This window comes from Streptomyces sp. CT34, assembly GCF_000805335.1.
Lineage (GTDB): Bacteria > Actinomycetota > Actinomycetes > Streptomycetales > Streptomycetaceae > Streptomyces.
This window is the reverse complement of the sequence record NZ_KN708638.1, coordinates 7,827,542-7,839,687: the sequence shown is the minus strand read 5'-3', so window position 1 is coordinate 7,839,687 and position 12,146 is coordinate 7,827,542. Positions and strand designations below refer to the sequence as shown.

Here is a 12,146-nt window from a genome sequence, read left to right as displayed (position 1 = left end):
CTTTGCTGACCCTTTACTATTGAGTTTCCCTCCCCCGACGAAAGGTGTGTGAGCGTCCAGCCATGGGCGGACCTCTCCGTTGTCGAGCGTCCTGGCAACAGGGCGCGAACCTCCCGATCCTGTTCGAACATGGGACGGAGGTGACCCGATGACCGACCTGCTCCTGCTGGCCGTGGCACTCCTCCTGACCCTCGCCTGCGGCGTCTTCGTCGCGGCGGAGTTCTCGCTGACGACGGTGGAGCGCAGTGATCTCCAGCGCGCCGCCGAGCGCGGCGAGCGCGGTGCGGACAGCGCCCTCAAGGCCGTCCGCGGACTGACCTTCCAGCTCTCCGGCGCCCAGCTCGGCATCACGGTCACGGGCCTGCTCATCGGCATGCTCTCCAAGCCGGCCATCGCCACGCTGCTGTCCGGGCCGCTGGCCGCGATCGGGCTGCCGCGCTCCGCCGCGGACTCGGTGGCCCTGGTCCTCGGCACGGCGATCTCCACCGTGGTGCTGATGGTCGTGGGCGAGCTGGTCCCCAAGAACTGGGCGATCTCCAGCCCGCTGGCCATCGCCAGGAACGTCGCCACCGCCCAGCGCGGCTTCAGCGCCACCTTCAAGCCGCTGATCAGGCATCTGAACAACGCCGCCAACCGCATGGTCCGCCGGATGGGCCTGGAGCCGGCCGAGGAGCTGGCCTCGGCGCGCGGCCCGCAGGAGCTGGTGGCGCTGGCCCGGCACTCCGCGAAGGAGGGCGCCCTGGAGCCGGACACCGCCGAGCTTTTCGTACGCACCCTCAACCTCGCCGACCTGACCGCGGAGAACGTGATGACACCGCGGGTCCAGGTGGTGGCCCTGGACGTGCAGTCCACCGCCGAGGACGTCGCCAACGCCACCCGGGCCACCGGGCTGTCCCGCTTCCCGGTCTACCGCGGCAGCCTGGACAGCGTCGTCGGGGTGGCCCACATCAAGGACGTGCTGGCCGTGCCGGCCGAGCGGCGCCCCCGCCATCCGATCGCCGGCCTGCTGCGCGAGCCGCTGCTGGTGCCCGAGACGCTGACCGTGGACCGGCTGCTGGACCGGCTGTCCGGCCGGCGCACGATGGCCGTGGTCATCGACGAGTACGGCGGCACGGCCGGCGTCGCCACCCTGGAGGACATCGTCGAGGAGGTGGTCGGCGAGGTCCGCGACGAGCACGATCCGATGGAGATCCCCGACCTGGCCCCGGCCGGTACGGACGCGGACGGGCGCGCCATCTACCAGGCCGACGGCGCCGCCCGTACCGACCAGCTGGAACGGATCGGTCTGCGGCTGCCGGACGGCCCGTACGAGACCCTCGCCGGGCTGATCGCCACCGAGCTCGGCCGGATACCGGCGCCCGGCGACACCGTGGAGGTGGCGGGCTGGTCGATGGACGTGCTGGACGCGTCCGGCCACCGCGCGGCCAGGGTGCTGCTGCACGCACCCCCTGAGGGCACAGCCGGCGCCGACGGTGACGAGGAGGCCGTCCGATGACCGCGCTCCAGCTGTTCGTCGGGCTGCTGACCCTGATCGTCAACGCCTTCTTCGTGGGTGCCGAGTTCGCGCTGATCTCGGTGCGCCGCAGTCAGATCGAGCCGCACGCGGAGGCCGGGGACCGCCGGGCGACCAGCGTGCTGTGGGGCCTGAAGCACGTGTCGTCGGTGCTGGCCGCCGCCCAGCTGGGTATCACGTTGTGCACGCTGGTGCTGGGCGCGGTCGCCGAGCCGGCCATCGCGCATCTGCTGGAGCCGGTGTTCGACGCGGTGTCGGTCCCGGGCGCGCTGATCCATCCGATCTCGTTCGTGATCGCGCTGGCCGCGGCGACCTATCTCCACATGCTCTTCGGCGAGATGGTGCCGAAGAACGTGGCGCTGGCCGAACCGGTCCGCAGCGCACTGCTGCTGGGGCCGCCGCTGGTCGCGCTGACCCGGGCGCTGCGTCCGGTGATCTTCTCGGTCAACGCGCTCGCCAGCGGTCTGCTGCGGCTGCTGCGGGTGGAGACCAGGGACGAGGTCGCCGCGACCTTCTCGGACGACCAGCTGGCGAAGATGGTCGAGGACTCGCGAGCCGCCGGGCTGCTCGACGAGCGGGCCCAGGAGCGCCTGCGGGACGCCCTGGAGCTGGGCCGCCGCCCGGTCCGGGACGTGGTGCTGCCGGTGAGCAAGGTCGTTTCGGCGCGGATGGGGATCACCCCCGAGGGGCTGGAGCAGCTGGCCGCCGAGTCCGGCTTCTCGCGCTTCCCGGTCGTCGACGACACCCGCCGCATCCTCGGCTATCTGCACGTCAAGGACGCCCTGGACGCCGCGTCGGGCACGGCTCCCTTCCCGGTCTCCGCGCTGCGCCCGATCGCCCGCGTACGGGCCGCGACACCGCTGGACGACGTGCTGACCGCGATGCGCGGTTCCCGTACACATCTGGCCGGGGTGATCGGCGACGACGGGCGGCTGGCCGGGCTGGTGACGATGGAGGACGTGCTGCGGGAGCTGGTGCTGCAACAGCCCGCGCTCTGACCCGGCCCCCGCCGCTCGGCGGAATCGGAGCCCCCGCGAAACACTCCCTGACCGATCGGTTAGATTGCTAACCGATCGGTCAGTCGCGTTTTGCGCGGCTGCCCGCCGATCAGCCATCGCATCCGTACGCGTACGCGACGAGGGGGCAACAACATGGAGCGCACGACCTGCTGCGTGGTGGGCGGCGGCCCGTCCGGGATGATGCTCGGTCTGCTGCTGGCCAGGGCCGGCATCGAGGTGACCGTCCTGGAGAAGCACGGCGACTTCCTGCGCGACTTCCGCGGGGACACCGTCCACCCGTCGACCCTGAACCTGCTCGACGACCTCGGGCTGGGCGCGGAGTTCGCCCGGCTGCCGTTCCCCAAACTGGAGGAGATGCGGGCGCAGATCGGCGACACCACCGTCGTGTTGGCCGATATGCGGCGCATCCCCGGCCGGCACAAGTACTTCGCCATGGTGCCGCAGTGGGACTTCCTCAACCTGATCGCCGGCGCCGCCGCCGAGGAGCCGTCCTTCACCCTGCGGATGCGCACCCGGGCCACCGGCCTGCTCACCGACGGCGGCCGGGTCACCGGGGTCCGCTACGTCGACGAGGACGGCGCCGCCGGGGAGTTGGCGGCGGATCTCACGGTCGCCTGCGACGGCCGGGACTCGCCGATCCGGCAGGCGGCCGGGATGCGCCAGCGACAGTTCGAGGTGCCGATGGACGTCTGGCAGATCCGGGTGGACGCGCCGGCCGACGGGCTCAAGGGAGGCCGGGTGTTCGCCCGGTTCGGCGGCGGCCAGGCCGCGGTCACCATGGACCGCGGCACGTACTTCCAGACGTCCTACCTGATCGGCAAGGGCCGGGACGCCGCCATGCGCGGCCATGACATCCAGTGGCTGCGGGACCGGCTGGGCGCGCTGTTCGGCTGGGACGACGCGGTGACCGGCACGATCGGCTCCTGGGACGACGTGAAACTGCTGGAGGTGACGTTCGGGCGGCTGCGGCGCTGGCACCGGCCCGGCCTGCTGTGCATCGGCGACGCCGCGCACACCATGTCCCCGGTCGGCGGCGTCGGCGTCAACCTCGCCCTCCAGGACGCGGTGGCCGCGGCCCGGATCCTGGCCGGACCGCTGCGCCGGGGGACGGTGGGCACCGAGGACCTGGCCCGGGTGCAGAAGCGCCGGGAGTGGCCGATGGCCGTGGTGCAGAAGTCGCAGGAGAGCGAGCACGCCATGATCCGGTCCGCGCTGAACGGCACGCTCCACGGGGACCGGCTGCCGGTGCCGATGAAGCTGCTGCGGCGGGTGCCCGCACTGCGGACCGTCACCGGCTATCTCGGCGGTATCGGCATCCGCCCCGAGCCGACCCCGGACTTCGCCCGCGTCAGGGCCGGCGTGCGATCGCGTTGAGGGTGAAGGTCTCCAACTCCGCGGCGGCGGCGTCCAGATCGAGGTCCGGGTGGGCGAGCCAGTGCCCGATCACCCCGTCGATCGCGCCGCCGATCGCGAGCGCCACCGTACGGGCATCGAACTCCCGGAGCACACCAACCTTCTGACCTTCCGTCAGCATGCCTGCCAGGGTCTGCCAGCGGTCGTGGGTGTCATGCGAGCCGGGCGTCTTGAGGCGGGTGCCGCCCTGGTCGTCGAGCAGCATCTCGGTGATCACCCGGACCTGGCGGCGGTGGTCGCGCTGATAGCCGATCATCGCGTGGACGTAGGCGACGACCGCGGCCTGCGGGTCCGGGGCCCCGGCCACCCGCTCGGCGACATAGCCGCCGAACTGGTCCAGCACCTGGGTCAGCGCCTCGCGGGTGAGGTTGTCCTTCGAGGAGAAGTGGTAGAGCACCGCGGCCTTGGAGACCCCGGCCCGCTCGGCGATCGCGGACAGCGAGGTCGCCGGATAACCACGGGTCGAGATCAGGTCGATGGTGCAGTCGATCAACTGCTGCCGGCGGGCCCGCTCGGTGAACGTCTTCGCCTCGGAATCCGCGCGCTGCCGAGGAGTCATCGCACCCGTACCTCTGCCTTTCGCCACCGCCGGCTGCCTTGTGTTGTCCCGCGGTCCTGCCGCCACCCGACCGTACACCGCGGGATAGGATCAGCGCGCCATGGAGATGAATGCCCGATACACCAGTTTCGTCGCGGTCGGCGACAGCTTCACCGAAGGCATGTCGGACGGGCTCCCCGACGGCTCCTACCGGGGCTGGGCGGATCTGCTCGCCGCCCGGCTCGCGACGCTCCCCCAGCCTTCGGCCGGGGGCACCCCCACCTCGCTTCGCTCGCCCGGTTTCCGGTACGCCAATCTCGCGGTGCGCGGCAAGCTCATCGGGCAGATCCTCGACGACCAGTGCGGGCCGGCCGCGTCGATGGGCGCCGACCTGGTGACCCTGGTCGGCGGCCTCAACGACGTGCTGCGGCCCAAGTGCGACGTCGACCAGGTCTGCGCGCACCTCACCACCGCCGCCGGCCTGTTGGCGCGCGGCGGCGGACAGCTGGTCCTCATGCGCAGCCCCGGCCGGCGCGGTCCGGTACTGGAACGCTTCCGTCCGCGCATGGAGCAGCTCTTCGCCCACCTCGACGAGTTGGCCGCCCGGCACGACGCCCTGGTCGTCGACCTCTACGCGTCGCGGGCCCTGGCCGACCCCCGGCTGTGGGCCGACGACCGGCTGCACCTCAACGCCGAGGGCCACCGCCGGGTGGCCGAGGCCGTCTGGCAGCGGCTCGGCCTGCCCGCCGAGTCGGACTGGGACGCCCCGCTGCCGGCCGCCGCGCCGCCCGGCTGGGCCGCCCGCCGCTCCGCGGATCTCCGGTTCGCCCGCGAGCACCTGGTGCCGTGGATCGGCCGCCGGCTCACCGGGCGGTCGTCCGGGGACGGCCGCACCGGCGCCCAGTTCAGCGCCGACCGGGGCAGGGCCTTCTGGATAACCCCCGCCGACCACACACACCCCGGACCGGTGACGGACTGGCGCGAGGTGGAGGCGTAGTCCACGAACGCCCCGACCGCCGCTCCCCCGCCGCCCCGCCGGACTCCGGCGAGCGGCCCGGGTCGCCGGCCTGTCCAGGCGTTACGCTCAACTTGTCGGCATACTCCTTGATACTTCCCGATATCTCTCGATATGTCTTGATCGTACGGAGGCGGCCATGAGCGAGTACGACGAGTACACGACCCCGTCGCAGGCCGAGGGCGAGCGGCTGGAAGAGGACATGGATCCGGGCCAGCAGCGGCAGCTGCGGCACCCGGAGACGATGCGCACCCAGCCGTCCCAGGCGGAGGGCGAGCGACGGGCGGAGGACGACGAGGACTGACGGCGGGCGCCGGAGCGCACCCGACGGCGCGCCCGCTGCCCGTTGGAGGAACGCACAGGCCGGGGCGGCGCGCTGGCCTGCGCAAACCGCCAGTAGACTCTGGCCACGTGACTGCTGTGTCTGCGAAGCCTCGCATCCCCAATGTCCTGGCCGGCCGCTACGCCTCCGCGGAGCTGGCCGTGCTGTGGTCCCCCGAGTACAAGGTCAAGCTGGAACGGAAGCTGTGGCTCGCGGTGCTGCGTGCCCAGAAGGACCTGGGGGTGGAGGTTCCCGAGCAGGCGCTCGCCGATTACGAGCGGGTCCTGGACACCGTCGACCTGGCCTCGATCGCCGAGCGCGAGAAGGTCACCCGGCACGACGTCAAGGCGCGGATCGAGGAGTTCAACGCGCTGGCCGGCCACGAGCAGGTCCACAAGGGCATGACCTCCCGCGACCTGACCGAGAACGTCGAGCAGCTCCAGGTGCGGCTGTCGCTGGAGCTGATGCGGGACCGTACGGTCGCCGTGCTGGCGCGGCTCGGCTCGCTGGCCGCCCAGTACTCCGAGCTGGTCATGGCGGGCCGCTCGCACAACGTCGCCGCGCAGGCCACCACGCTCGGCAAGCGCTTCGCGACCGCCGCCGACGAACTGCTGGTCGGCTATGCGCGGCTGGAGGAGCTGCTCTCCCGCTACCCGCTGCGCGGCATCAAGGGCCCGGTCGGCACCGCCCAGGACATGCTCGATCTGCTCGGCGGTGACGCCGGCAAGCTCGCCGACCTGGAGCAGCGGATCGCCGCCCACCTCGGCTTCGGCCGGGCGTTCACCTCCGTCGGCCAGGTCTACCCGCGCTCGCTGGACTACGAGGTGGTCACCTCGCTGGTGCAGCTGGCCGCCGCCCCGTCCTCGCTGGCCAAGACGATCCGGCTGATGGCCGGGCACGAGCTGGTGACCGAGGGCTTCAAGCCCGGCCAGGTCGGCTCCTCGGCGATGCCGCACAAGATGAACACCCGCTCCTGCGAGCGCGTCAACGGGCTGATGGTGATCCTGCGCGGCTACGCTTCGATGGCCGGCGAGCTCTCCGGCGACCAGTGGAACGAGGGCGATGTGTCCTGCTCCGTGGTCCGCCGGGTCGCGCTCCCCGACTCCTTCTTCGCGCTGGACGGTCTGCTGGAGACCTTCCTGACCGTGCTCGACGAGTTCGGCGCCTTCCCCGCCGTCGTCGCCCGCGAACTGGACCGCTACCTCCCCTTCCTCGCCACGACCAAGGTGCTGATGGGTGCCGTACGCGCCGGTGTCGGCCGCGAGGAGGCGCACGAGGCGATCAAGGAGAACGCGGTCGCCTCGGCGCTGGCCATGCGCGAGCAGGGCGCGGAGCGCAACGAGCTGCTGGACAAGCTGGCGGCGGACACCCGCATCCCGCTGGACAAGGCGGAGTTGGACGCGCTGATGGCGGACAAGCTGTCCTTCACCGGGGCGGCCGGCGACCAGGTGGCGGCCGTCGTCGCGCGGATCGAGGAGATCGCCAAGCGGCACCCCGAGGCCGCCGCCTACGCCCCGGGCGCGATCCTCTGACCCTGGCCGCTGCCGTGCGCTTCACCCCCGAAGAACTGGAGGCCGCTCGCGACCGCCTCGTCCCGGACGTGGCCGCGAGCGGTCTGCGGGTGCTCTTCTGCGGCTTCATGCCGGTCGTGATCGAGAAATGGGCCCTGGCCCGGCGGCAGGCGGCGGCCACGCCGGCGTTGTAGAACTGGCTGTCCGCGCGCACGATCCACCTTCCCGTGCAGCCGGCCTCCTTCGCGGTGGCCGGGGTCTCGGCGGCGAACTCTTCGGCGCCGCGGGCGTCGGCGGACTTGCCCTGACGCAATCGCACGGCGGCGATCATCGGCAACGATGGACGTCACGCTTCAGCCCACGCGCTCCGCCAGCGCCTTCACCGTGCGGCACTCGAAGACGGCCTCGAGACTCACCTCGAAGCCGTACGATCGCGCCGCGCCCACCAGGCGCGCGGCCGTCATGCTGTCGCCGCCCGCCTGGAAGAGGTCCTGGTCTTCGGCCACGGGCCGACCCAGGAGGCCGGCCGCAATGCGCGACAGCCGCTCCTGGGCGGAGAGTTCGGCCGTTTCGTCGTTCCCGGATACGGGGTCCGCCGCGGCGAGCGTGGAGAGTGGCAGGGCTGCCAGGCGGGCCCGGTCCAGTTTGCCGTTCGGGGTCAGTGGCACCTCGTCGATCACGTCCAGTTCGGTGGGGATCATGTAGGCGGGGAGTGCCCTGGACAGACGATCGCGGACCGCCTGGAGGTCAGGCCGGGCACCGGGCGTTGGGACGACGTGGCAGCGCAGCAACGGCGTACCGTCGAACGTCTCCCGGTGCACGCTCGCCACCGCCCGGGCCACGGCGGCATCGCGCGCCGCGACCGCCTCGATCTCACCCAGCTCGACTCGGTAGCCCCGTACCTTGACCTGCTGGTCGGCGCGGTCGAGGTAGCGCAGCCGGCCGTCGGCGCCGAGGACGGCGATGTCCCCGGTGCGGTACATCCGTCGCTCCCCGCCCGCGAACGGATCGGGCACGAACCGTTCGCGGGTCAGATCGGGCAGCCCCAGATAGCCGCGGCCCACCCCCGCCCCGCCCAGGCAGAGTTCACCGGGTTCGCCGGGAGCGGCGATGGTCCCCTCGGGGGTGACGACGTACGCGGTGACCCCGGCGACCGGCGTGCCGATGACGGGGTCGGGTGCCTCGTCGAAGGTGGCCATGACGGCGTCCACGGTCGCCTCGCTCGGGCCGTACAGGTTGAACACCAGCATGTCCCGGCGGGTGTGGAACTCCTCCCACAATCGCCTGCCGACCGCCTCGCCGCCGACCGCGAGCACGCGCGGCACATGTCCCTCTCCGGGGCGGAAGGCGCCTGCGGCCGTGAGCTGTTCCGCGTAACTCGGTGTCGTCTCCAGGAAGTCGATCCGATGCTCGCGCAGATAGGCGGTCAGCGCGACGGGGTCCCGGCGCGTCGGTTCGTCGACGATGTGCAGGGTGTGCCCGGCGAGCATCCACAACAGGGGGTCCCAGGACGCGTCGAACGAGAACGCGGCCACGTGGGCCACCCGCAGCCGCTCCGCGCCGACCAGGGCGGTCGCCGGTGCGAACATCCGGTCCCGGTGGGAGGCGTAGAGGTTGGCGATCGAGCGGTGCTCGATCATGATGCCCTTGGGTTTGCCCGTGGACCCCGAGGTGTAGAGCACGTAGGCCAGGTCGGAGGGGTGCGGCGGTGTCGGCCGTTCACCGGACGACATCCGCATGTCCGCCGGGCTGCAGAGCCGGGAGGGGTGCAGCGCGGGCAGGACGGGCAGGGAGGTGTCGGCGAGGATCGCCGCCGGGTCGGCGTCGGCGATCATGGTGGCGATGCGGTCCGGCGGGTAGCTCGCGTCGACCGGGACGACCGCGGCACCGGCCGCGAGGATGCCGAAGACCGACACCACGACATCGGCCGTGCGGGGCAGCAGTACGGCTACCAGGTCGCCGCGCCGCACTCCCCTGGCCTGCAGTCCGCGGGCGACGGCCGCCACCTCCTCCCGCAGGGCGGCGAACGTGAGGGAGCGGTCGGGGCCGACGACGGCGAGCTCGTCCGGACCGTGCCGCGCCCGGTCGTCGAGCAGCTCCGGCAGCAGCGGGGCACTCATCGCAGGAGTCCGGTGACGGCCTCGGCCACCTCGCGGCTGCGCAGCAGGTCGGCGTGGGTGGTCGAGGGGAACGAGAGCTCCTCGGCCGCGGCCTTGGCGCCGTCGCCCGGGGTGGACGAGGAGACGGCCGTGGCGGTCGACCAGCTCGCGAGCAACGCCTCGGCGTCCGCGACGGCCACCGCGTTGGCGCCGACCTGGTAGGAGACGTAGGTGCGGAAGGCGTCGAACAGCTCCTGGGTGCGGGCGGCGTCCAGTCCGCTTCGGCCGCAGTTGAGCTCGATCAGGGGACGGCCGATGTCGAGGAGCGCCCGGGCCAGCCCCGACATCGTGTCGTGCGCGTCGCGCACCCGCTCGGCGGTCTCCTTGGCGGCGGCGATCTCCTGCGGGGTCAGCTCGGGCAAGTACCCCTCGATGACCCGGGTGAACTGCCAGGCGAGATAGAACTCTTGGGGTACGTCGGGATCGAACAGCACCAGCTTGGGCGCGCTGCCCCGGGTGTCGGCTATCCGGTCGCGCAGGGTGGATGCGTAGGGGCTGGAGGCGCAGAACCCCATGACGGCCTGGACGGTCCAGTCGTTGGCCACGACTCCTTGGAGCCAGTGGTCCACCCAGTCCGAGCCGCTCAGTTCTCCCCCGGTGCCGGCCACCGAGACCGGAGCGGTCTCCCACAGCTCGATGTCGTCGGGCAGGTGGGCCGCCAGGTCGGGAAAGCCCGCCTCCGGCCGCCCCGTCTTCGGGTAGTCGACGGCGAGGACGACTTCCCTTTCCTTCCCGCTGCCCCAGAGGTGGGTCCAGGGGGACGACCTGTCGCTCATGATGAAGCCCCTTTGCGTGAGTACGAGTACGAGTACGTGGCCGTGTCCGGGTCGTCGAGGAACCGGTCGTCGAGGAACTGTTCGATCGCCTCGCGGACGTGCTCGGCGAAGGAAACGGACAGGTCGTCCAGATAGAAGTGCCCGCCGGGAAAGACCCGTGAGCGGAACCGGCCGGTGGAGTGCTGCTGCCAGGCAGCGGCTGCGTCGACGCTCACCCGCGGGTCGGCGTCACCGCTGAAGACCGTCAGCGGCGCGTCGATCGTGGCGGACTCCTCGGCCCGGTAGGCCTGGATGATGCGGTAGTCGGCCTGCACCGCCGGCAGCACCATGCGCAACAGGTCCTGGTCCGCGAAGACGTCCGCGTCGGTCCCGTTGAGCAGGCGCATCTCCTTGAGCAGCGCCGCCTCGTCGTGCAGCGGAACGGGCTCGGCAATGGCGTGCGACGGGGCGCCGCGTCCGGACACGATCAACCCGGTGACGGCGTCCGGCGGCAGTCGGCGTGCCAGCTCGAAGACGACGGCCGACCCCATGCTGTGTCCGAACAGGACCAGCGGCACACCGTCCGCCCCGGCGGCCGGGAGGACCTCCGCCAGCCGGTCCGCGATCTCGCCGATGCTGCCGGCAAAGGGCTCGCGCCGGCGGTCCTGACGGCCGGGATACTGCACCGTCAGCACCTCGACGTCCGGGGCGAGCCGCTCCGACAGGCCGTGGTATGCCGTTGCCGCGCCGCCCGCGTGCGGAGCGCACACCAGCCGGGCGCGTGCCGACGGCGCCGGGTGGAATCGTCTCAGCCATGGCTCCGCCGCGGGTTCCGGCTGAGCCGCAACTCCTCCAGTCATCAGTACTCCTCCTCGTCGGTGTCCTGGTCGATGGTTTCGGTGGTTTCGATGGTTTCGGTGGTGGTATCGGCGGTGGTCCCGTCAGTGGCTTCGCCCGCGTCGGCGTACGGCGCCGGGTCCGTCGACGGCGCGGTCCCGTCCCCCGCAGCCGCCGTCTCCGCCAGCCGGGCCGCCACATCCATGGGGGTGGGCTGGTCGTAGAAGAGGGAGACGGGGATATCGAGACCGGTGCGCGCGGCCACGCGGTTGCGCAGTTCGACCGCCATCAGGGAGCCGAGCCCCAGGTCGGTGAAGAGCTGGTCCGCCCCGAGGGAGCGGCTCGTCCCGTAGCCGATCACGTCGGCCGCCTCCCGGCAGATGACCTCGGCGATCAACGCCGCCGCCTCGTCACGGCTGCGCCCCGCGAGCCGGGTGCGCAGCTGCTCGTCCGACGAGTCGGGCGCGTGGGTGCCGGTGCCGTGCGCGGTCTCCCATGCGGCGCGGGCGGCGGGCACCGACTGCAGCTGCGCGTGCAGGCGTTCGGGCACGGCCTTGATCACCGTGTCCCAGTCCAGGGGCGTTGCTGTCGCGTCCACGCCGCCCCTGCGGTGCAGTTCGTCGACCAGTGCGCACAACGGAGGCAGACCGGCCTCGTCCTGGAACCCGACAGTTGAGGCGGTCGTACCCAGGGCCCGCAACTGTACGGTCAGCGCACGGAGTTGGTCCGCGCGCACGCTGCCCAACGGAGCGTCGTGGTGCTGCGTGAACACCAGCAGTTCGGTCGAGGGACTGTCCGCGACCAGTCCGGCCACCGCCTGCACCAGGTCCTCCCTCCCCGTGACGCCCTCGTGCAGGGCGACGACCACGAAGTCGGCGTCGCCTCCGCGCCGGGCCAGCACGGACTCCAGCCGCGCCAGGAACGAGGAGAACGAGGAGAACGGGGAGGACGGGGAGAACGAGGAGAACGAGGAGTCCGCTTCGCTGTCCCCCGCCGTCGGCACCAGCACCTCCACGTCCGGGCCGGGCCCGCCGAACCGATCGGCGGCCGCCTCGTCGGGCACC

General features: G+C 72.0%; 11 protein-coding genes and 1 pseudogene. 7 read left to right on the top strand and 5 right to left on the bottom strand.

Annotated features, from left to right (window positions below; translation table 11 throughout):
* The first annotated feature begins 148 nt into the window (after positions 1-148).
* The 3 genes from RZ84_RS33845 (at position 149) to RZ84_RS33835 (ending at position 3,906) form a co-directional block, all read left to right on the top strand.
* On the top strand, positions 149-1,495 hold the full coding sequence (locus RZ84_RS33845) for a hemolysin family protein (protein ID WP_043268408.1): 1,347 nt from the start codon (positions 149-151) through the stop codon (positions 1,493-1,495).
* On the top strand, positions 1,492-2,511 hold the full coding sequence (locus RZ84_RS33840; RefSeq protein ID WP_043268406.1) for a hemolysin family protein: 1,020 nt from the start codon (positions 1,492-1,494) through the stop codon (positions 2,509-2,511). Before RZ84_RS33845 ends, RZ84_RS33840 begins: the two co-directional genes overlap by 4 nt.
* Positions 2,512-2,664: 153 nt before the next feature.
* On the top strand, positions 2,665-3,906 hold the full coding sequence (locus tag RZ84_RS33835) for an FAD-dependent oxidoreductase (protein WP_043268403.1): 1,242 nt from the start codon (positions 2,665-2,667) through the stop codon (positions 3,904-3,906).
* On the opposite strand, the gene RZ84_RS33830 is transcribed toward RZ84_RS33835, so the two are convergent.
* Entirely contained in the window at positions 3,881-4,504 is a 624-nt protein-coding gene (locus RZ84_RS33830) for a TetR/AcrR family transcriptional regulator (protein ID WP_043268401.1), read from the bottom strand. The genes RZ84_RS33835 and RZ84_RS33830 overlap by 26 nt on opposite strands.
* A gap of 100 nt (positions 4,505-4,604) precedes the next feature.
* Here RZ84_RS33830 and RZ84_RS33825 point away from each other — a divergent pair, with 100 nt between their 5' ends.
* The 4 genes and pseudogenes from RZ84_RS33825 to RZ84_RS38565 all read left to right on the top strand — a co-directional run.
* A complete protein-coding gene (locus RZ84_RS33825; protein WP_043268400.1) occupies positions 4,605-5,480 on the top strand; it encodes an SGNH/GDSL hydrolase family protein in 876 nt (291 codons plus the stop codon).
* A gap of 157 nt (positions 5,481-5,637) precedes the next feature.
* Positions 5,638-5,802 (top strand): hypothetical protein, encoded by a 165-nt coding sequence (locus tag RZ84_RS40040; protein ID WP_198540101.1) that lies wholly within the window; start codon positions 5,638-5,640, stop codon positions 5,800-5,802.
* Positions 5,803-5,918: 116 nt separating this feature from the next.
* Entirely contained in the window at positions 5,919-7,352 is a 1,434-nt protein-coding gene (purB, locus tag RZ84_RS33820; protein ID WP_043268398.1) for an adenylosuccinate lyase, read from the top strand.
* Between the two features lie 14 nt (positions 7,353-7,366).
* Positions 7,367-7,465, top strand: a pseudogene (locus tag RZ84_RS38565) (mismatch-specific DNA-glycosylase); the annotation flags it as partial.
* Positions 7,466-7,684: 219 nt separating this feature from the next.
* Here RZ84_RS38565 and RZ84_RS33815 read toward each other — a convergent pair.
* From RZ84_RS33815 to RZ84_RS40035, 4 genes are all read right to left on the bottom strand, one after another.
* Positions 7,685-9,451 carry a non-ribosomal peptide synthetase gene (locus tag RZ84_RS33815; RefSeq protein ID WP_043268396.1) on the bottom strand — a complete coding sequence of 589 codons (1,767 nt, stop codon included), beginning with the start codon at positions 9,449-9,451 and terminating at the stop codon, positions 7,685-7,687.
* Positions 9,448-10,266, bottom strand: coding sequence for a hypothetical protein (locus tag RZ84_RS33810; protein WP_043268394.1), 819 nt, complete (start codon positions 10,264-10,266; stop codon positions 9,448-9,450). The genes RZ84_RS33815 and RZ84_RS33810 overlap by 4 nt, the downstream gene beginning before the upstream one ends.
* Positions 10,263-11,105, bottom strand: a complete 843-nt coding sequence (locus RZ84_RS33805) for a thioesterase II family protein (RefSeq protein ID WP_078894473.1) — start codon at positions 11,103-11,105, stop codon at positions 10,263-10,265. The genes RZ84_RS33810 and RZ84_RS33805 overlap by 4 nt, the downstream gene beginning before the upstream one ends.
* Positions 11,105-12,146 (bottom strand): phosphopantetheine-binding protein (locus RZ84_RS40035; RefSeq protein ID WP_198540100.1); only part of this gene is annotated, 1,042 nt, incomplete at its 5' end. The genes RZ84_RS40035 and RZ84_RS33805, both read right to left, overlap by 1 nt.

What these genes read in the sequence shown, in the direction of transcription:
- RZ84_RS33815 (WP_043268396.1), bottom strand. Translation starts at nt 9,451, where the DNA reads ATGAGTGCCCCGCTGCTGCCGGAGCTGCTCGACGACCGGGCGCGGCAC.
- RZ84_RS33840 (WP_043268406.1), top strand. Translation starts at nt 1,492, where the DNA reads ATGACCGCGCTCCAGCTGTTCGTCGGGCTGCTGACCCTGATCGTCAAC.
- RZ84_RS33805 (WP_078894473.1), bottom strand. Translation starts at nt 11,105, where the DNA reads ATGACTGGAGGAGTTGCGGCTCAGCCGGAACCCGCGGCGGAGCCATGG.
- RZ84_RS33835 (WP_043268403.1), top strand. Translation starts at nt 2,665, where the DNA reads ATGGAGCGCACGACCTGCTGCGTGGTGGGCGGCGGCCCGTCCGGGATG.
- RZ84_RS40040 (WP_198540101.1), top strand. Translation starts at nt 5,638, where the DNA reads ATGAGCGAGTACGACGAGTACACGACCCCGTCGCAGGCCGAGGGCGAG.
- RZ84_RS33825 (WP_043268400.1), top strand. Translation starts at nt 4,605, where the DNA reads ATGGAGATGAATGCCCGATACACCAGTTTCGTCGCGGTCGGCGACAGC.
- RZ84_RS33845 (WP_043268408.1), top strand. Translation starts at nt 149, where the DNA reads ATGACCGACCTGCTCCTGCTGGCCGTGGCACTCCTCCTGACCCTCGCC.
- RZ84_RS33810 (WP_043268394.1), bottom strand. Translation starts at nt 10,266, where the DNA reads ATGAGCGACAGGTCGTCCCCCTGGACCCACCTCTGGGGCAGCGGGAAG.
- RZ84_RS33830 (WP_043268401.1), bottom strand. Translation starts at nt 4,504, where the DNA reads ATGACTCCTCGGCAGCGCGCGGATTCCGAGGCGAAGACGTTCACCGAG.